The 20092-nt window shown below is 59.8% G+C and carries 19 protein-coding genes; 12 read left to right on the top strand and 7 right to left on the bottom strand.

Features of this window, described 5'->3' with window-relative positions:
- Positions 1–10: 10 nt before the first annotated feature.
- From DC522_RS10835 to DC522_RS10820, 4 genes are all read right to left on the bottom strand, one after another.
- Positions 11–793, bottom strand: a complete 783-nt coding sequence (locus DC522_RS10835; protein ID WP_116528722.1) for an ABC transporter permease — start codon at positions 791–793, stop codon at positions 11–13.
- Between the two features lie 4 nt (positions 794–797).
- Positions 798–1511, bottom strand: coding sequence for an ABC transporter permease (locus DC522_RS10830; protein WP_116528789.1), 714 nt, complete (start codon positions 1509–1511; stop codon positions 798–800).
- Between the two features lie 201 nt (positions 1512–1712).
- Positions 1713–2474: an ABC transporter substrate-binding protein gene (locus DC522_RS10825; protein ID WP_116528721.1), complete on the bottom strand. Its 762-nt coding sequence runs from the start codon at positions 2472–2474 to the stop codon at positions 1713–1715.
- Between the two features lie 51 nt (positions 2475–2525).
- A complete protein-coding gene (locus DC522_RS10820; protein WP_116528788.1) occupies positions 2526–3389 on the bottom strand; it encodes a MurR/RpiR family transcriptional regulator in 864 nt (287 codons plus the stop codon).
- A 352-nt stretch (positions 3390–3741) separates the two neighbouring features.
- Between DC522_RS10820 and DC522_RS10815 the strand changes: the two genes are divergently transcribed.
- Together DC522_RS10815 and DC522_RS10810 are read left to right on the top strand one after the other, a co-directional pair.
- Entirely contained in the window at positions 3742–5205 is a 1464-nt protein-coding gene (locus tag DC522_RS10815) for a sensor domain-containing diguanylate cyclase (protein ID WP_165820122.1), read from the top strand.
- Positions 5206–5505: 300 nt separating this feature from the next.
- Complete coding sequence (locus DC522_RS10810; RefSeq protein ID WP_116528719.1) at positions 5506–7491, top strand: M10 family metallopeptidase C-terminal domain-containing protein; 1986 nt, start codon at positions 5506–5508, stop codon at positions 7489–7491.
- Between the two features lie 1040 nt (positions 7492–8531).
- On the opposite strand, the gene DC522_RS10800 is transcribed toward DC522_RS10810, so the two are convergent.
- Positions 8532–9143 (bottom strand): hypothetical protein, encoded by a 612-nt coding sequence (locus tag DC522_RS10800; RefSeq protein ID WP_116528717.1) that lies wholly within the window; start codon positions 9141–9143, stop codon positions 8532–8534.
- Between the two features lie 234 nt (positions 9144–9377).
- Here DC522_RS10800 and DC522_RS10795 point away from each other — a divergent pair, with 234 nt between their 5' ends.
- The 3 genes from DC522_RS10795 (at position 9378) to DC522_RS10785 (ending at position 10836) form a co-directional block, all read left to right on the top strand.
- Positions 9378–9923, top strand: a complete 546-nt coding sequence (locus DC522_RS10795; RefSeq protein WP_205769604.1) for an FAD-binding oxidoreductase — start codon at positions 9378–9380, stop codon at positions 9921–9923.
- 218 nt (positions 9924–10141) lie between these two features.
- Positions 10142–10609, top strand: coding sequence for a cupin domain-containing protein (locus tag DC522_RS10790; protein ID WP_116528715.1), 468 nt, complete (start codon positions 10142–10144; stop codon positions 10607–10609).
- 44 nt (positions 10610–10653) lie between these two features.
- Positions 10654–10836: a hypothetical protein gene (locus tag DC522_RS10785; RefSeq protein ID WP_116528714.1), complete on the top strand. Its 183-nt coding sequence runs from the start codon at positions 10654–10656 to the stop codon at positions 10834–10836.
- 294 nt (positions 10837–11130) lie between these two features.
- Here DC522_RS10785 and DC522_RS10780 read toward each other — a convergent pair whose 3' ends face one another.
- Together DC522_RS10780 and DC522_RS10775 are read right to left on the bottom strand one after the other, a co-directional pair.
- Positions 11131–11589, bottom strand: coding sequence for a RidA family protein (locus tag DC522_RS10780; RefSeq protein ID WP_205769603.1), 459 nt, complete (start codon positions 11587–11589; stop codon positions 11131–11133).
- A 14-nt stretch (positions 11590–11603) separates the two neighbouring features.
- The gene (locus tag DC522_RS10775) at positions 11604–12737 is read right to left on the bottom strand and encodes an amidohydrolase/deacetylase family metallohydrolase (protein WP_116528787.1); all 1134 of its coding nucleotides are present in this window, start codon (positions 12735–12737) and stop codon (positions 11604–11606) included.
- A gap of 230 nt (positions 12738–12967) precedes the next feature.
- Here DC522_RS10775 and DC522_RS10770 point away from each other — a divergent pair, with 230 nt between their 5' ends.
- From DC522_RS10770 to DC522_RS10740, 7 genes are all read left to right on the top strand, one after another.
- Positions 12968–14533, top strand: a complete 1566-nt coding sequence (locus tag DC522_RS10770) for an ABC transporter substrate-binding protein (protein ID WP_205769602.1) — start codon at positions 12968–12970, stop codon at positions 14531–14533.
- A 75-nt stretch (positions 14534–14608) separates the two neighbouring features.
- Entirely contained in the window at positions 14609–15550 is a 942-nt protein-coding gene (locus tag DC522_RS10765; RefSeq protein WP_116528711.1) for an ABC transporter permease, read from the top strand.
- Positions 15551–15552: 2 nt separating this feature from the next.
- Entirely contained in the window at positions 15553–16401 is an 849-nt protein-coding gene (locus DC522_RS10760; RefSeq protein ID WP_116528710.1) for an ABC transporter permease, read from the top strand.
- Positions 16402–16403: 2 nt separating this feature from the next.
- A complete protein-coding gene (locus DC522_RS10755; protein ID WP_116528709.1) occupies positions 16404–17402 on the top strand; it encodes an ABC transporter ATP-binding protein in 999 nt (332 codons plus the stop codon).
- A complete protein-coding gene (locus DC522_RS10750) occupies positions 17399–18376 on the top strand; it encodes an ABC transporter ATP-binding protein (protein ID WP_116528708.1) in 978 nt (325 codons plus the stop codon). Before DC522_RS10755 ends, DC522_RS10750 begins: the two co-directional genes overlap by 4 nt.
- Positions 18373–19329: a MurR/RpiR family transcriptional regulator gene (locus DC522_RS10745; RefSeq protein ID WP_116528707.1), complete on the top strand. Its 957-nt coding sequence runs from the start codon at positions 18373–18375 to the stop codon at positions 19327–19329. Before DC522_RS10750 ends, DC522_RS10745 begins: the two co-directional genes overlap by 4 nt.
- Positions 19330–19597: 268 nt before the next feature.
- Positions 19598–20044 (top strand): DoxX family protein, encoded by a 447-nt coding sequence (locus DC522_RS10740; RefSeq protein ID WP_116528706.1) that lies wholly within the window; start codon positions 19598–19600, stop codon positions 20042–20044.
- Positions 20045–20092: the final 48 nt, after the last annotated feature.

Here is a 20092-nt window from a genome sequence, read left to right as displayed (position 1 = left end):
TGGGTGATCTTTACTGGGCATTGGGTTTGAGAACGGATTTCGTCATGCGGCTCAACCAGGTCTTTTGCACAGGCTGCAACTCCCCTGCCCTCAGGTGCCGCGTCAGCCGCCTTTCAAGCACCACCCAGAGCCGCCGGATGCACTCAACGATCAGGAGGTAGAGGACAGCCGCCCAGAGGTAGAGCTCAAAATTGTACGAGCGCGAGAAGGCGAGCTTGGTCACGCCCATGAGATCGTAGATCGTCACAAGCGAAGCAATGGCACTGGCCTTGACCATGAGGATCAGCTCGTTCCCAAGCGGACGCAGAGCCACGATCATGGCTTGAGGGAAAATGACCTTCACAAAGGTGATGACCTTATGCATCCCAAGCGCTGCAGCGGCCTCCCGCTGACCTCTCGGCACGGCCCGAATGCCGCCGCGGAAAATCTCGGCCTGATAGGCGGCCGTGTTCAGGGTGAAGGCGAGGAGCGCGCAGTACCAAGCCTCACGGAAAAACCACCAGAGGCCGAGATCCGTCCAGAAGGTGCGCAGCGAACCGAGGCCATAATAGAGCAGGAACAGCTGCGCGAGCAGCGGCGAGCCGCGGAAGAAATAGATATACGCGCCGGAGAACCATCGCAGAGCACGGCTGCTCGAGATACGCGCGAGCCCTAGCAGAAGCCCGAGGATGCCGCCGAGCGTGAACGAGATCACCACCAGCTGCGCCGTGACACCGACGCCTTCAAGGAAGCGCCAGCCATAGCGGTCGAGGAGATCGAGATCGATGACAAGGCCCAGAAGATCGCGGAACATTCTTCTAGCCCCTCACATGGCCGCGATTGGCGCGGCGCTCCAGGAACGTGAAGGCAAGGCCCGATCCCGCCGATAGGAAAAGGTAGATGAAGCAGGCCGTCAGATAGAACACCATCGGCTGCTTCGTGGCGCCCACCGCGAGGTTCGTCTGGCGCATGATGTCGACAAGCGAGATCGTCGAGATCAGCGAAGTATCCTTGAGCAGCGTCAGCCAGTTGTTGGACAGACCCGGCAGGGCCGCGCGCATGAGCTGCGGAAAGACAACAAGGCGGAAGGAGAGCCATTTGGAGAGGCCCAGCGCGCTTGCGGCTTCGTATTGCCCTCTATGGATCGTGTTGAGCGCACCGACCCAAACCTCGCTCGAAAAGGCTGCGAGCACGAGGCCGAAGGCGATCACGCCGGCGAGAAAAGCATTGATCTGCACTTGCCCCTCATAACCCATCGCCGCGATCAGGCGCTGGATGAGAATCTGACCGCCGTAATAGACGATGAGAAGGGTCAGCAATTCCGGCAGCCCACGGAAGATTGTGGTAAAAACCGTAGCAATGGCCCGCACGCGGGGGCTGCGGGAGCGCGCCATCAATGCGACGGCGAGGCCGAGAAAAATGCCGACAGGAAGCGTCGTGAGCGCAAGGCTCAGGGTCACGAAAGTGCCCGCCGCGAGCGCGCTGCCCCAGCCGCCTCCGGAAAAGGAAAGAAGTGAAAATATATCCTGCAATGGGCTGACCTTTAAGCAGGGTTCGCGGAAGGCGCCAGCAGGAATGAGCTGCCGCCTTCCGGCGTCATGCAAACGGTTCGAGCGTCTTAGCGCATCGTGCGGAAAAGTGGACCAGGTTTTTCGCCAACAACGATGCGATCCTCTCAGGAATGAGCATCGGATCGATCCCAAAAGTGCAAGTCCACTTTTGGGTCCGATGCTCTAGTAGATGTCGAACGCGAAGTACTTGGCTTGGATCCTCTTGTACGTGCCGTCGGCGACGATGTCCTTGATCGCCTTGTTGAACTTTTCCTTCAGTTCCTTGTCTTCCTTGCGGATCGCAATGCCGGCCTCGGAGGTGGTGCCCTCAATGTCGCCGAGCATCTTGCAGCAATCCTTGCCGGCGTTCTTCAGCCATTCGACGAGCACGAACTTGTCGGCGACCGCAGCGTCCAGACGACCGTTCGCCAAGTCGGCATTCGCCTCATCCTGCGTCGGATAAAGTTTCGCGGAAGCACCGGCTTTGCCGTACACGTCCTCGGCATAGATCGCCTGAGTGGTGGAGGACTGAGCGCCGATGGTCTTGCCTTTCATAGAAGCCGCCGTGGTGTCCTTGATCGGCGAGTCCTTCGGCACGGCGACGGAGAGCGGCGTGCGGTAATAGCGGTCGGTGAAATCGATCTGCTTCTTGCGCTCTTCCGTGATCGTCATCGAGGCGACGATGGCGTCATATTTTCTGGCGAGCAGCGCCGGAATGATGCCGTCCCAGTCCTGGGCCACGATGGTGCACTTCACCTGCATCTTCTCGCACAGCGCATTCGCGATATCGATGTCGAAGCCCTGGAGCTTGTTGTTGGAATCCATGAAGTTGAAGGGCGGGTAAGCGCCTTCCGAGGCGATCACGATTTCCTTCTTCTCCTGGGCCGATGCCAAGGATGTCATGCTCAGGATGCAGATACCTGCTGCCAGAAGCGTCTTGTACATTTCCTGTACCCTCTGTTGTTTCGACCTGTCCGGTCCTCTCCACGCCTGCCCTCACGGATGCTCCGTATAGCCGACGAATTCATGATAAAGCGCAGCCGTGGCATTCAGCCGCTCCTCGACCTTCGGGCCGAGTTCATTGAACACCGCGTTCAGCAGCAGATGCACCAGGGAGAGCATCGGCGCCGTTGATTCCCAAAACAGGTTCAGGTCTGTGGGAATGCGGAACACCTCGCTGGTGCAATCATCCGCCCAATCGCAATAGGCGTCAGTCACCAGGGTGACCGGGATGCCGCGCTCGTGCGCCTTGCGCGCCAACAGCTTGGCCTGCCGCGAATAGCGGCGCGCCTCGAACATCACAAGGGCGGACCCGCCATTGCCGCCGAGGATGGCCTCTCCGAAATGACCGGAGGCTCCATCCAGCAACTGGACGCCATCGCGCAGGTATTGAAGGTTATGGGCAAGCGAGGCGGCAAGCCCCCTCTCCGTCTGAAAGCCGGCGACATAGACCCGAGGGGCCGTCGCCAAACGCCGGCTCACTGCCTGAAAGGCGGCCGACTGGGCATATTCGTAAACCCGGACAAGAGCGCCAACCTCCAGCTCAAAGCTCTTGGTGAGTTCCCCCATGTCCTGCCGGCTGCGCTTCCGAAACTCTTTCAGCCGATCCCCGATGAGCCAAGGGCTTCCTCCCAGATCCGTCCGTAGATGGTCCTTGAGGTCCTTCAGGTGCCGGTAGCCGATGGAGCGGCAGAAGCGCCCTACTGTCAGCTCGCTGACACCGATCTTGTAGGCAATGGAGGCGGAGGTTTCAAAGGGGAGATCGTTGAGGTTCGCAAGCATGTAGCTCGCCACCGCCCTACCGGACGCGGTCGCCGTATTCAGGCTCTCTTCAAGGCGCTGCTTCACGTGCTGGCTCACGAAATCCCCCGCATGGCCATTAAGACAGCTCTCTGACATAAAAGCAATCTCTGCTACTTTTCTGTCCGACGCGACATCAACATGAGGCTTCCGGGGTCTGACAGCCGAACACGAAGTTTAACGATATGACATTTAAATACATTGAACTCCGTCAATTAGAGCATTCCTGCCGATGAAGAAGCCTCAAATAACTGTCGACCAGATGTAAAACCTGCGGAATAATCTCTTACTCTATTGTCTATCTCCCTACGTTCTGCCTATAGAATTGACTTCAACTAAGGTTGCGTGGCGCTACTCGATGAAACGTCTGTTCTCAGAAATATTTCTGAACATAATTGCAGGCGTTATCGCGTTGAGCATCCTTGCCATTTCAGCCTACACGCTGTGGATCGACCGGCTGGATACATGGCAGGAGGCTGAACGGTCATCCCGTAACGTCCTGACTGCCATCGCGCGCGACCTCACCAGTGATCTTGAGTTGCTGGATCTATCCTTGAAGGGCGTCATGGAAGCGCGGCGCACTGTCGGCTTCCAGAAACTTGCACCCGATATTCAGTATCGACTGCTGTTCGATCGTGCGGCCTCGGCGACCTTCATGGGATCACTCCTGGTTGTTAACGAGACTGGCGACCTCGTAGCAGATGCAGGTCCGATCATTGCATCCCGCAACCTGAATGTTGCCGACCGCGACTACTTCAAAATTCATAAAGAGAACAATCATATCGGCCTGTATGTCAGCCGTCCCTTCAAGAGCAGAATCCGAAAGGACGATTTCAGCATCGGCATCAGCCGCCGGCTCTCTCATCCTGACGGAAGTTTTGAAGGCGTTGTGATGGGGTCGCTCTCTCTGTCTGACATGAGCCAAGTGTTCAAAGACCTGAGCCTTGGCCAGGAGGGGGCGATCAATCTCTTCCGCGGCGACGGCATTCTGATTACCCGGCACCCTTTTGATGCAAACCAGGTCAACCAGGATTTTGGCAACTCCCCGCATGTGCAGCGCCTCCTGCAGGAAAAATCGGGAACCTTCGAGTCCATCTCACCCATCGACGGAGTGCGCCGCATCATCTCCTTCGAACGGCTGGACAGGTATCCTCTCGTTTTGACAGTCGCCTTATCCGTGGACGAGATCTTTGCGACCTGGAGACGAAAGGCCCTCGTTCTGGGCCTTATCACGGCCGCGCTTTGCTCTGCTGTCGTGGGCCTGACATTTCTCTTCCAGGGCGAATTGCGCCGCCGCACAAGGGCCGAGACCAAGCTCAGAAGAATAGCCAGAACAGATGATCTGTCGGGATTGCCGAACCGCCGCGGCTTTCGGGAGGCGTTCGAGCGCGAGTGGCGTCAGGCGATCCGCTCGGGTTCATCGCTCTCGTTGCTGTACGTCGATGCCGACTGGTTCAAGAGCTTCAATGACCGCTATGGTCACGGAAGGGGCGACGAAGTACTCCGCACGATCGCCAGCACGCTTGATGCCAATATTCGCCGTCCGCGGGATGTCGCCGCCCGTCACGGCGGTGAAGAATTCGCCGTAATACTTCCTGAAACCGATTTGACGGGCGCTTGGATGATTGCCGAGAACATCCGCAAGGCCATCCTGGCACTGGGCATTGTTCATGAGGGCAGCCCCTACCAGCTCGTGACGGTCAGCATCGGCGTCGCCTCGGCCCAACCCTTTCGCGGAAGCAATGGCGCATATCTCCAAGAGGCATCAGATAGAGCTCTCTACGCTGCCAAGGCAGCAGGCCGGAACTGCATTCGTGAACCTGCCGCAGATGAGATCCGCTCGCCTGAGCGGCCATTTCAGGATGTCACTCTCTGAGAACCGGCCCGTCTGAGGATACCCGTGGAATATCAGTCCAGCGAGCACGTGAGTGCTGTTTTGCCGGTGTAGGCAGAATGCCAGCAGAATGGTGCTGCCGCTGGGTTGGGCTCCTTCGACCGGAGCCCTCATCCAAATGGCCTAATCTATCTGCCCGAATAGAATGGCTCGTCAGATCAGTTATATCAGCCTCAAACGGACGTAGGCGACCAGAGCCCGTCTGTTGGCACGGCTCTCTGCAGCATTCCGCCTGCTGAGCTGCGGAAGAACAGACCCATATTTCTCGAACTGGATGGTTTCATGCCTGCGGTTGCTTCGTACAGCCCGACCGGTAACGCTTACATTGACGGTGTCCTGGGGGACCTGAAATGGGCGGTCAACAGCTTTACCTACAGCTTTCCAACCAACGCCTCCTTCTACGGTTCCGGCTACGGCAGCGGCGAGACGGCAGACAATTTTGGTGCGCTGAACACGACGCAGCAGGCGGCGGTCCGCTCGTCCCTGAAGATGTATGCCTCGGTCGCAAATCTCACCTTCACCGAGATCACCGAAACGTCCACGCAGCATGCAGACCTGCGCTTTGCCGAGTCTGATTTGCCTGGCACGGCCTGGGCATACTTTCCAACCACCAGTGCCGTCGGTGGGGACGCTTGGTTCAACAGCACCGACTACAATACTCCTGTGAAGGGCAACTACGCCTATCTCACCTTCATGCATGAGATCGGCCATGCGCTCGGCCTGGAGCATGCGCATGAGCACTTTGTCATGCCGGCAGACCGGGACTCGATGGAGTACACGGTGATGAGCTACCGCTCATACGTGGGCGCCTCCACCACCAGCGGCTATGTCAATGAGACCTGGGGTTATGCGCAGTCACTGATGATGTACGACATTGCTGCTCTCCAGCATATGTACGGCGCCAACTTCACGACCAACAGCGGCAACACCACTTACAAGTGGAACCCGGCCACCGGCGAGATGATGGTGAATGGTGTCGGCCAGGGCGCGCCCGGCGGCAACAAGATCCTGCTGACCGTGTGGGACGGCGGCGGCGCCGACACGTACGACTTCTCGAACTACACCAGCAACCTGAAGGTTGATCTTCGGCCGGGACAATGGACCACTACCTCGACGGCCCAGCTCGCGAAGCTGCATTATGACGGCTCGAAGGTTGCTGTTGGTAACATTGCCAACGCGCTGCTCTACAAGGGTGATGTTCGCTCACTCATCGAGAACGCCGTCGGTGGCTCGGGCAGCGATACCCTGACCGGAAACGAAGCAGCTAACTCACTGACCGGCGGGGCCGGCAATGACCGACTCACTGGCGGAAAGGGCAACGATGCCCTGGATGGCGGTGTCGGAATCGATACCATTGTGTTTAGCGGCCCGCGCTCGAATTACAGCGTCTCAGCGCTACCGGACGGCTCGCTCCAGGTCACGGATCTGCGCTCCGGCACACCGGACGGCAAGGATCTCGTCAAAAGCGCCGAGTGGTTCCAGTTCTCTGACAAAACCTACTCCCTGTCCGAGATGACCAGCAGCTCGATCGCCACCGCCCCACAGAACCTCAGCATTAGTGGCGGAGCGGGAAACGACACACTTTCTGGCGGTGCCGGGAATGATACACTCGACGGCAAAGGTGGCAGCGACAAGCTCTACGGCAAGGACGGCGCCGATGTGCTGGCGGGCGGGGCTGGCCGCGACTATCTCGACGGCGGTGCTGGCGCGGACACGGCCAGTTATGCGACAGCCGTGAAGGGCCTTGTCGCAGATCTGATGTTTGCATCCAACAATACCCAAGACGCGTACGGTGACACCTATGCGAACATCGAAAACCTGACGGGGAGCGGCTATGCCGATTCCCTGCGCGGCAATGATGCAGCCAACGTGATCCGGGGTGGCGCAGGGAATGATTCCCTGTACGGGCGCGGCGGCAACGATGTGCTGCGTGGCGGCGTCGGCGCCGACATGCTGTTCGGGGGTGCTGGCGCGGATGTGTTCGACTTCGACATCAGCAAGGATTCGCTGCCAGGCGCGCGGGATACGATCAAGGATTTTGTACGCGGGCTTGATCACATTGATCTGCGCACGATCGACGCCAACGTTGTAGCCGCTGGAGATCAGGCCTTTGTCTTCATCGGCAGCAACGCATTCACTGGCCAAGCGGGTCAGCTGAAGTTTGCCAGCGGTGTCCTGGCTGGAGATTTCAATGGCGACAAGGTGGCTGATTTCCAGATCAATGTCTCAGGCCTGTCGGCCCTCGCTAAAGATGATTTCTATCTCTGAGCGAGTGAGGGTGTCTCGATGAGTGAGTGGATAGATTTCGATCAGTGGAAAGACTGCGCCCGGATGGAGCGGCCTGGCATTGTTTTTGAAGTGAAGAATGCGGCTGGGCAGAGCCTGATCACACGCTGCATTCATCCGCTGCAAACACCTTGGGACTGGACCTCAGCCCCGGTGCAGTTTCGGCTTGTGCAAGAGCCCAAGCCACGCCACTCTGCACCGATCCCAAAGCCCCAGCGTCCCTGACCGAGGGCAGGAACCTGGCGGCTGATCAGAGGATGCTGCTTATTGATGGTCTGCGCGCGTTTGTTCACCTTGCCGAAAGGCGACCTGTTGAACGGCCGGGCATTGATAAGGACCCGTCGCGATCACTACACTTGCGCCTCAATGGTTGCCGTCTCTGTCTTGATCAGGGAGCGAGGAGATCCTGCTTGCTGTCGTAGGGCGATCACGGAGGTACCGCAGCGCAATGGCGCCCGGACAAAATCGGCTAGAGTCTCGGACCCACAAGTGGACCTGCACTTTTGGGGCCGATGCTCCCTTCTAGAGAGCGCATCGTTCGAGCGGAAAGCCGGATCCACTTTTCACTGACGTGGACCTTCGGTTCCGCACGATGCGCTAGCGCCCCGATCAAGCGAACGGCCTCATCGAGAGGCGGGAATCCATCTGGGTCTGATCTCTGATAGCCGTAGCCTGGCAGCTGCCGGGTCCAATTGGGAGGCCGGAAGACCAGTGTTTCCCAATGTTGACTCCGCCATCGTTCCGCGACTCCGTGTCGCTCGAGGATGACGTGCTCGTAACCGTGTCAGCCCAGGTAACCCGGTCCTTAAGCGCTGCCTTTAAGAAGGTCCGCTTCCGTTGGCTAAACCATTCCCTACCGTATCGTACTGCATGAGCGTCTCACCAACGTATTGCTGGAGGCGTCGATCTCCGCCGCGCCGGAGGATCGCATCATCGGGCACGATGCGATCATCCATGAGGCGAGTTCAACACGCATACCCCTCGCGCAAAATCAGGCTCGCGTGGTAGCGAGCGTGAGCTGATCAGAAGCTATTGTTCGTGTGACTTGCCGCATCAATCTCATCGCGAGCGGAAAAGTGCCCTGCTCGACGGACTCTATTCGGAGTAGGCCGCCAAGTCTCAATCTCTGTCGACCGTTGGTTTGAGCCAGGATGCCACTGCCGCGCCGGAGCATGACCTGCCATCCGGCGGCCCAGCATCCAGCCCAACATACAGCCCAGCGCTCCCACGGCCAAAACGGTGGCGAGAGGATGCTCCTGCACAGGCCGGCTCACGACATCAGCCCCTTGCCGATAGTAACGCTCGGCCTCTGGAAGATAACGCCTGCCCTGCTCCAGGTATGTTTGGCCGCGACGGTAGAGATCACGGGCGAGATCTGTAGCCTGCTCGGCTTTGGATTGTGCAGTATTTGGGGACTTGCCTTCAAGCCCCTGTCCGGGCGGTGTGGGAATCTCGTTCAAGGCGTCAGGCTCGCATTCCGCGGCAACACTCTTTGTCCCCGACGTAGTCCAGGCAGGAGGATCGCTCGCCGGGAAACTGTCGTCGACCGTGTCATCCACGTGCCGCTGCTGGATCGGCTTGGGCTCGTTCTCCGCCTCAGCCGGGCGCTTCTGATCGATCTTGTCGTCAGGCATCGGAACCTCCGTCAAACTTTACAGAGCAATCGCATCCCAAGTGGAATAGTTCCGGTCAGAGCTCCTGACGCCCAGAGGCGCTGTAATAAGGCCGAAAGGGAGAACCTGATCAGAGCTTGGGCATTTTCTTCCGATGGGCTGCCTGTGGAGCAGGCTTGCCGAAGCCCTCATGGAGGTTTTGCCGTGGCGGAACTAGCCGGGACACCTGATTGCTGCTGGTTAGCCAATGCTCCGATGACCGATTATCCGGAACTCGAGGGCGTACAGGATTGTGACGTTGTAATCGTAGGAGCCGATATAGTCGGCTTGACAGCTGCCTTATGCCTTCTTGATGCAGGCAAGTCGGTCGTGGTGCTCGAAGCGCGTCGGGTAGGACGACAGGTCACGGGGCGCTCATCAGCTAAGGTCACAACTCAGCATAGCCTGATCTACAGATATCTCGCCGATATAGCTGGCGAAGAAATTGCTCAAGCCTATGCGGATGCAAACCGCAATGCCGTCGCAACGATCAAGGAATGGGTCAAAAAGTTCGATATCGACTGCGATTACGAGCCTAAGCACGCCACCTTTCGTCCAACTGTTCCGGTCGTACCCGTGGCGAATATCGTCACGTTCTCCTGCTGGCTCCATGGAACAATCCGTCGAGGAGCAAAGAGGCTCGTCAATTCCTTTGCTCCACGTCCGTTCTTCCGCTTGACAGATTGCCGACATAGGCAGAGCCTTGAGGCGTTGCTCTTGATGGCAGCGTGCCGATTTCGAGAGGTGCGCACGACCAGCTGAGAGGAGGTCCGCCATGGCACCACCTCCGACCTTTGCCGCGATGACCGCTGCGGCATCCGAACGGGCTGCAGCAGAGCGGCTTTCCCCACGAACGGCGGGTTGGGAGCGAGTCCAGGAGCCGCAGCAGTAAGGCAAGACTCCACTCAGCCCCTCCCAGCATCCGCTCCGAGGCTTCATCAGGGCCAAGCCCTTCGTCTCAGAACAAGGGAGTTTTCGTCATGCGCCCAATCATTGCCACCACTGCGCTTCTCCTTGCTGCCACCGGCACGCTGCTGGCTCAGGACCACAAGGCCGTGCAGGCCATGAGAGCAGATCAACTCCGGTGGGAGCCGGCCCCGCCCGTTCTGCCAAAAGGGGCACAGATTGCTGTCTTGTCAGGCGATCCCCACAAGGCGGGCCCGTTCACGATCCGATTGAAGACGCCCGCAGGCTATAAGGTTCCGGCCCACAGCCATCCCACGGCCGAGCGCATAACAGTCATCTCGGGTGATTTCCACTTTGGCATGGGCGACAAGCTGGATGAAGCCAAAGCTGAGAAACTCGGCAGCGGCGGATTTGTCGATCTCCCGGCCAACATGAATCACTTTGCCTTTACGAGCATGGACTCTGTGGTGCAGATCGACTCGGAAGGGCCGTTTGCCATCAAGTATGCGAACCCTGCAGATGACCCGAGCAAATCTCAATAGCCCATCCTGCCGGGTTACTGAATGTCCAAGAGATGGAGGGAACGATGTGCTACTATCGCGGATCATATACATCCGAGAACAGGATGAAGGCCGAGGCTGATCGCCAGAAGGAGCTTGAGGCCAAGCGGACACAGACCGTCGACAAGCTCCTGCACGAGGCTGACAAGGAGGCCCTGAAGGCAAACTCCAGCCCCGCTCCGGTCAGAGAGAGCATCCCGGCAAAGTAGGAACTACCCCTTGTGCCTGCTCCCTTACAAAGCGAATGCAGGTACGGTACCCCGCCAGAGCGGGGTACCATCTTTTCAGGCGCCAAGAGGCTTGTCCTCCACCAGCATCTCCCCTCATCACAGAACTGGAGAGACGCGGCACAAGTGATCAGGCGCTACGGCTGAGAAGAGCCCGCAGTTAGAGCTGCGGGTGGACACAGATGGCGGTCAGGTCGAACTCGAACCGCCCCGGGCGGGCGTCCCGAATTGCCGTGCGACCTCTGCTTTCAGGGTTTTAATGCTGACGGCACCCAATCAGTCGCGAACAAGGATGGCTTCGATCTCGACCGTCATGCGGTTGGGCAGCGAGCCCATGCCGACGGCCGAACGGGCATGCCGGCCCGCCTCGCCCAGCACCTCGACGAGAAGATCGGAGCAACCGTTGATGACCTTGGGATGGTCGGAGAAATCCGGTTCGGCGTTGACCATGCCGAGCAGTTTGACCACCGCCTCGATACGGCTCAATTCGCCAAGGGCCGATTTCGCGACGGCCAGCAGGTTGAGCCCTGTCAGGCGGGCGTCCTCATAAGCCTCCTCGATCGTCGTGTCCCGCCCCAGGCGGCCCGGCCGGTAGGTGCCGTCGACGCGCTTGGGACCCTGGCCGGAGAGGTAGAGAAGATTGCCGGCCAGGCGATAAGGAACATAGTTGGCCACCGGCACCGGCGCGTCCGGCAGCACCAGACCAAGAGACGCAAGTTTCTCTTCAGGCGTCATGATTGAAGCTCCTCTCATGCTTGATGCCATATTTGGCCGTTGATGACGACGCCTCGTGCAGCCAAGCGCATCGTTCCAGGAAGATGTTCCCCGACGGAATCCACATAATCGAATGCGCCGTCCTGAAGCTCCAGAATCGAGGCATCGCCCGCGCTGCCGGACTTGAAGGTGCCAAGTTCCGGACGCCTGAGAGCCAGGGCTGGATTTTGAGTTGCGGCCCTGATCACTTCGTCCAGAGGCATGCCCAGACAGAGGAACTTCGACATTGTGGTCAACAGATCGAAAGCCGGTCCGTCGATGCAGAGGGCGTGCACGTCACTGGAGATGCAGTCCGGCATGAAGCCATTCTCCAGCATGATCCGTGCTGTCTGGAATGAGAAGGATCCCATGCCGTGTCCAATGTCGAAGATAACGCCTCGCTGACGGGCGTCGATCACGGCTGGGTGCACCTTGCCGTCGGCAGTGGCGGGCGTGTTCGGGAATGGACGGAAACAATGGGTGAGAACATCGCCCTCACGCAGACGCTCAAGCACCTCGGGCAACGTCGGTGGCGGGTGATCAATATGCACCATCATGGGCATGTTCACGCGCTCCGCCACCTGGCGGCCGATATCCAGCGGAACGACCCCTGAATTACCTGAGGCGTGGAAGCCGACCCGGACTTTGATGCCCGCGAGCGTATCGCGGTTCGCTTCGGCGACTTCGGCTGCGTCGATGGGCGCCATGAGGCGCAGATCACCGCTCTCTCCTACCATGACACGTTTGGAGAAGCCGTAGATCCCGGCAAAGGAAACGTTGAGATAAGCGACGATGCGCACCGGCGAGGGCTTGATCACATGCTCGAGAAAACCCGGATAATTGCCTGGGCCGGCGCTTCCCGTGTCGACGAGGGTCGTACATCCGCCGCGGGCCAGGACGAGCGGATCGACGCCCAGCGAAGTTCCGCCCCAATAAACGTGAGTATGCAGATCAATCAGACCAGGCGTAACAATCTTGCCGCCGACGTCCTGAACCGTACGAGCACTCTCTGCAAGATTGTCGCCGGTCGCAACGACCCTCCCGGCGGAAAACGCAACATCCGTCACTCGATTGATCGACTGCGACGGATCGATGACGCGCCCTCCGCGCAGAACCAGATCAAAACTCATGGCGAGCAAGCCCCTTTCGGCATATTTGTCGTTGGTTTTGAAAAAAAATTACATGAAGGACGGCCCGCCACGTAATTCCACTCTCAATCCACCAGTAATAATGCCTAGTATCCGCGGTATTTTGGGTCAAGGGAATTGACACCAGAAAAGATCGCTTAATAAACTTTCAACGCCGCCTGCATGAACCATAAGGGAACGCAATCGTGGGCGTGGGATCAATGGAGGACTGTATGAAGGATCGTCGGCATTGCACGGGCGCTCTCACGCGCCGCGGGCTCGGACTGGCTGCAACAGGGCTGGCCGCGGCAACACTGTTTGGGACGTTCCCGGCTTGGGCGCAAACGACGACAAGCGCCAATCTCGCCATGATCGGTGAGCCCCAGTCGCTCGACCCCATGGCATCGACGGCTGACCTCGTCAGCATCATCATGCAGCATGTCTACGAGCCGCTGTTCACCTTCGACAGCAATTCTGCAGTCCAGCCCATGCTGGCTGCCGGCATGCCGACCATTTCGCCAGACGGCAAAACCTACACCGTCGAGCTGCGAAAAGGCGTAAAGTTTCATAACGGCCGCGAACTCGCTTCCGAAGACGTTGTCGCCTCCCTCAAACGCTGGGTCGATATGACCCCACGCGGCAAGGCGCTCGCCAAGAGCATCGACTCGATCTCCGCGAAAGGCCCCTCAACAGTCGAAATCAAGCTGAATGAGCTTCAGCCCGCATTGCTGGCACACCTCGCCCTGCCCTCGGGGTTTGCCGTCATTATGGCGAAGGAATCGATCGCCAATCCCCTCGTCGAGTTCATCGGCACCGGTCCCTACAAATTCCGGGAGCGCAAGCCGGATCAGTACGTGGTTCTCGTGAAGAACGACGCGTATTCCTCGCGCAGCGAGCCTGCGAGTGGCTATGCCGGCAAGCGCGAAGCGAAGATCGACGAACTGCGCTTTATCCCTGTCCCGAACGCAAATACGCGCGTCGAGGGCGTGTTGGCGGGACAATACCAATTTGCCGACCAGCTTCCGGTCGAGAGCTTCAAGAAAGTTTCGACGGCTCCATCCGCGACGGCCGTGCTGACAATGCCTTACGGGTTTCCTTACTTCCCGACCAACACCAAACAGGGTCCAATGGCGGACGTGAAGATCCGTCAGGCGTTTCAGATGGCATTGAACGCGGAGGAGCTTCTGCTCGCAGGCTTTGGCGATCCGAAATTCTATCAGGTCGCCGGCGAGCATTTCCCGAAAGGGTCTCCCTTCTACTCCACCGCGGGCGCCGACAAGTACAACAAAGGCGATGCCGAGGGTGCCAAGAAGCTCCTGGCCGAGGCCAAATACGACGGCACGCCCATTCGAATCCTCAATTCCAAGCAGTATGACTTCCACAACCGCATGGCGCTCGTCATGGCCGAGCAGTTGAAGGCAGCGGGCTTCAACGTCACGCTCGACGTTGTCGATTGGGCTACTTTGGTCCAGCGCCGCGGCGATCCGGCTCTCTGGGATGTCTATATCACCCACTCGGCATTCATGCCGGATCCAATGCTCTCGCCTCCGCAACTCGGCGACGGTGCTCCGGGCTGGTGGAAGACCCCTGCGAAGGATGCGGCCCTTTCGGCCTTCAACAGCGAACCGGATACAGCAAAGCGGGGTGCGCTTTGGGGCAAGGTGCAGCAGGTTATCTATGATGAAGTCCCTTACATCCGGGCTGGGAACTTCGCCTCGTTGAGTGGCCTCTCGAAGAAGATGAAAGGCTATACGCCGATGATGATGCCCGCCTTCTGGAACGTTGAACTGACCAAATAGGCGGCAGACATTCCTCGAATAGGCATCGGCAGAGGCGAAAGATGCGCCTCTGCCTCTTTTTCGGAGCCGGAAGCAATGTGGCTGAAGCTTGGTCGACGCCTTGGAAGTCTTCTCATCGTCATGTTCCTGGTGGCCACAATGGTCTTTTTTCTGACGCGGCTCGCGCCTGGTGATCCAGCGGCATTGATGCTTGGAGATCAGGCGACGGCTGAGGATATCGCCCGCTTGCGTCAGGTCTACGGACTCGACAAACCGATTCTTGTTCAGTTTGTCTTGTGGCTCAAGGAAATCGCATCCGGCAATCTGGGAGAGTCGATATTCCTGCAGCGTCCTGTCATTCAGGCCATCGCAGAACGCGCCGAGCCCACCTTCTTTCTGGCGCTCTTCTCCGTCTCCATCGCCACCCTGGTCGGTATTCCGGCCGGCATTGTCTCGGCCGTGTGGCGTGGGCGTCTGGCGGACCAGATCGTCAGCGGTCTCGCCATGCTGGCGGCCAATATCCCGAGTTTCTGGCTCGGTCTCATATTCATTCAACTCTTCGCCGTCCGCCTTGGTTGGTTTCCCGTCGCCGGATATGGTGAGCCGGGCGCGCCATTCATGGAACGCATCCTTCATCTGGCACTGCCCGCAACCGTTCTCGGGATCGTCAATTCAGCCCTGATTATTCGATTCACACGAGCCAGCATGCTCGACGTGCTGAGCGACGATTATGTCCGCACCGCACGCTCGAAGGGTCTGTCCGAAGCACGTGTGGTTCTGCGCCATGCCTTCGGCAACGCGCTCGTGCCGATCATCACCGTCGTGGGTCTCACGGCAGCCCTTCTCGTCGGCGGCGCCATCGTCACCGAGACCGTGTTCGGGCTTCCCGGTATCGGCAACCTCGTGGTCTCGGCCGTGCTGCGGCGGGACTACCCGGTCATCCAGGGAGCGCTCATCATCGTGGCCGCGATCTATGTGCTGATCAATCTGCTGATCGACATCATCTACACCTTCGTCGATCCTCGCGTGCGGTACTGAACATGGAACAATCCACCCTTCTCCTGTTCTTCCGCCGCATGTTCCGGCGCAAGCTCGTCTTCGTCGCCTTCATCGTGCTGTGCGCCATCGCACTGATGGCGCTCCTGGCTCCGTGGGTCGCTCCTTACGATCCGACCGCGATCAAAGTCATTCGCCGTCTCAAGCCGCCGGGCGAACTGAACTGGCTGGGCACCGACGAGTTTGGCCGGGATATTCTGTCCCGCATCATCTATGGCGCCCGCGCCTCAATCGGTATCGGCTTCGCCGTGGTGGTTGCCTCGATGACGGTCGGCACTCTTTGCGGGCTCCTGGCAGGTTACTTCCGGACCCTCGACAGTATCATCATGCGTGTGGTCGATGCGTTGATGGCGCTCCCTGACATTCTGCTGGCGATCTTCCTAGTGGCCGTCCTCGGGGCCTCCGCCTTCAACGTCGTGCTGGCCCTCTCCATCGTCTACACGCCGCGTGTGATCCGTGTGGTGCGCGCATCGACCCTGGTGATCCGCGAACTGCCCTTCGTCGAGGCAGCCCGCGCGTTGGGTGTTTCGACACGCCGGATCCTGTCCGTGCATATTCTCCTGAACGTCGCCTCCCCGGTTCTGGTGCAGGCGACCTTCATTTTCGCCTATGCGGTCCTGGCCGAGGCCGGTCTGTCCTTCTTGGGCGCGGGCGTGCCGCCTGAGTTGCCGACCTGGGGAACCATGATCGCCTCCGGTCAGCAATATGCGGACCAGGCCTTCTGGGTTGTGCTCTTCCCGGGGGTGGCCATCGTGCTGGCTGCCCTTTCACTCCAGATCGTCGGCGACGGGTTGCGCGATATGCTCGATCCCAAGCTGCGGAAGGCATTGTGAGCATGGATGCGCCTTCTCTTCTCTCCATCCAGGACCTCGAAGTCCGCTTTCGCACCGAGGGCGGAGAAATCGCTCCGGTGCGTGGCGTAACGCTTTCCGTCTCCGCGGGAGAAACCGTTGCTCTCGTGGGAGAGTCCGGCTCCGGAAAATCAGTGACGAGCCTCGCCACCATGGGCCTGCTTCCTCGCCCAGCCGGACGTGTCTCGGGAGGCAAAATTCTGTTTCGCCAGCGGTCCGGAAAGACCGTCGACCTCGCAACATTGCCCCTGCCGGACCTGCGCAAGCTGCGCGGCGCCGAGATCGCGATGATCTTCCAGGAGCCGATGACGAGCCTCAACCCGGTTCTGACCGTGGGTGAGCAGATCGCCGAATCCGTTCGCCTGCACATGGGCCTCGGCCATTCGGCCGCTCTTAAGCGAGCCGAAGAAATGCTTGATCTCGTAGAGATCCCGAATGCCCGGCGGCGCGTCCACGAGTATCCGCACCAGATGTCCGGCGGGATGCGCCAGAGGGTAATGATCGCGCTGGCCATGTCCTGCAATCCCTCGCTGCTCATTGCGGACGAGCCGACCACGGCGCTCGACGTGACCATTCAGGCCCAGATTCTCGCGCTCATCCAACGGCTGCAGCGGGAGATCGGCATGGGCGTTCTGTTCATTACGCACAATCTCGGCGTCGTCGCCGAGATCGCCGACCGGGTGACCGTGATGTATGCCGGGCAAGTAGTCGAGACCGGCTCGGTTGGAGAGATCTTCCGCACGCCACGCCACCCCTATACAAGTGCGCTGCTGAACTGCCTTCCGGCCCGCGCCCGGCGTGGAGAGGACGGGCGCCGTGTGGTGCAGTCGATTCCCGGCTCGATCGGCAAGGTCAGCGAAGGTTGTGCCTTCGCGCCCCGCTGCAGCCAGGCAGCCGATCCCTGTCGTATCGGCTCGGTCATGCTGGAAGCCGAGATGGATCGCAGCGTGCGCTGCCTGAGATGGAGGGAGACCCTCGCATGAGCGCCTTGCCGCTTCTGGCCGTTGAAGGCCTGACGAAACATTTTGGCCGGGCGCCGCATCTCGTACGCGCGGTCGAGGATGTCAGCTTCCATGTGGCACCCGGTGAAGTGCTGGGGCTGGTTGGCGAGTCCGGCTCGGGCAAGAGCACCATCGGTCGCCTTGTCATGAGGCTCATCGATTCGACTTCCGGTGCGATCCGGTTTGACGGCAAGGACATCGCGACGCAACCCGAACGGCAATTGAAAACGCTCCGCCGCGACGCGCAGATGGTTTTCCAAGACCCATATGCGAGCCTGAATCCCCGATTGCGCGTGCGCGACATCATCGGTGAGGCGCTCGATGCCCATCGGCTCGCCACCGGCGCCCGGCGCACCGAACGGATCGGAGAACTGTTGGAGACCGTCGGCCTGCCGGCCGCACACATGTCGCGCTTCCCGCATGAGTTTTCCGGCGGTCAGCGTCAGCGTATCGGGATAGCTCGCGCCCTGGCCGTGGAGCCGAGGCTGATCGTCGCGGACGAGCCCGTTTCCGCGCTCGACGTGTCCGTTCAGGCCCAGGTGATCAACCTGATGCAGGACCTGCGCCAACGCTTCGGATTGGCGATGCTGTTCATCTCGCACGACCTCGATGTCGTTGAGCTGATGTGCGACCGCATTGCTGTGCTCTATCTCGGCCGCATCATGGAGATCGGGTCGGCGCAAGAGATTTCGACGCGACCTCGCCACCCCTACACGCGAGCTCTTCTCGCAGCCTCGCCAAAGGCCGATCCCGACGCCCCCAAGATCCGACGCATGCTGAAGGGTGACATTCCTTCTCCCATGGCCCCACCCTCGGGCTGCGTGTTCCGCACACGATGCCCGATGGCGACGGAGGAGTGCGCCCGCAGCGTTCCCAGGCTGCGCTCGGCGGAGGGCGACCACAAATTCGCCTGCCACTATGACATGGAAAATGACGAAAGACCTGCTGCCGCATGACTCACGCCGACACCCTCCCCGGTCTACCGTCAGATGCGGGCTTCGATATTCTGCGATCCATCAACGCCAATATCGGCGCCATGTCGGTCGGGCAGCGCCGCATCGCCGCAATGATCCTCGAAGACCCGCATTGGGCTATGCAGGCCAATGTGGAGGAACTCGCCTCGAAGGCTGGCGTCAGCGCCCCTACCATCGTGCGTTTCGCCCGTATGATCGGCTGCGACGGACTGCGTGATCTGAAGCTGAAACTGGCGGGAGCCCTTGCAGTCGGCGCACCATACCTGCATCGCAGCGTGACCGCGAGCGACAGCACCGCAGACGTGGTTCGTAACGTTGTCGGCAGCGTGACCTCCGTTCTGGCGGATTGGCAACATCAAATCGTCCCGGCCCACGTTGAGCAGGCAGCGGAGGCCATGCATCGTGCCCGTCGGGTCGATTGCTTCGGAACCGGGGCGACCTCGAATTTCCTTGCGGTCGACATGCAGGCGCGCCTGTTCAGGCTCGGCATCACTGCGAATGCCTTCTCGGACGCGCATCTCCAGTTGGTCGCAGGTGCCACCCAGACCGACGAGGATGTGCTGTTCGCCATTTCCTATGTCGGGCGCATGCCTGCCCTTCTGGAGGCTGTCGCTGTCGGCAAGGAGCATGGGGCGACCGTGATCGCGCTGACCCAGACAAACACTCCCCTCGCCTCCATGGCGGACATCGTGCTGGGTATCGACGTTCCGCATGATGCGACCATGCGTGTCGGGAGTGATGCCTATGTGGTTCAGCTGCTGATGATCGAGATTCTGATGGTGATCATCGGTCTCAAGCGCGGCCCGGCAACACTGAGCCGCCTTGGCGAGATCCATGATATTCTGCTGACCCACGGCGTCGATAGTGACGATCCTTCGTTGCTGCATTGGGGCTGGAAGCAGGTCTTGAGCAACAAGAATCCCGACAGGAGTTGAAGCGCATCGATCAAACTCTGAGGCGAGCTGTGCCGATGCTCTAGCGGTCCGTAATAGAAGAGGAGCTCTCAGAGCCGGTCCTTTGTGTTTGCAGCCTTGCAAAGGAGGATTGGCAGCGCAGACCGTTGTCTCACGCAAACGTGTCTCCCCAGATGTCTGGCCAACCAGCCACCGTATGCTACCCAAGAGGTGCCTTGCTGCAATGCAGCGACGCTGATTGTCCCTTTTAGGCATCGTGCCTTGATTTTCTACAAGTGACGGAGAACTCATGACCACCCGTACGAACGATGTGGCGCTGCTTGCCGCCCGCCTGGCTGTCGCGGCCCTTTTCCTGCCCGCCGGCATCGGCAAATTGTTCGGTCTGTCCGGCTTTACGGCGATGCTGGCCAGCAAGGGGCTGCCCTATCCCGATCTCCTGGCCGTCCTCGGTGTCGCGGCCGAGGTCCTGGGGCCTATCGCGCTGATCCTGGGCGTCGCTCCACGCCTGACCGCACTGCTGCTGATCGCCTTCACGCTCGTTGCCACTCTGATCAGCCACAGTTTCTGGACGTTCCCGGCAGAGGCTCAGGCGGCCCAGCAGACCCAGTTCTTCAAGAACGTGGCGATCATCGGCGGCCTGCTGTTCTATTTTGTCAGCGGCGCCGGCGTGTTCAGCATTTCACGCTTTGTCGGTTCCCGAGGTTCATCCCGCGGGATCGTGGCTCCGGCGGAGTGAGCCGGGCGAGCCCCGGCCAAAAGGGCAGAGGCGCTTCGGGTCTCTGCC

Source organism: Microvirga sp. KLBC 81, from assembly GCF_003075415.1.
Classification (GTDB): Bacteria; Pseudomonadota; Alphaproteobacteria; order Rhizobiales; family Beijerinckiaceae; genus Microvirga.
This window is presented reverse-complemented; position numbering and strand designations above follow the sequence as displayed.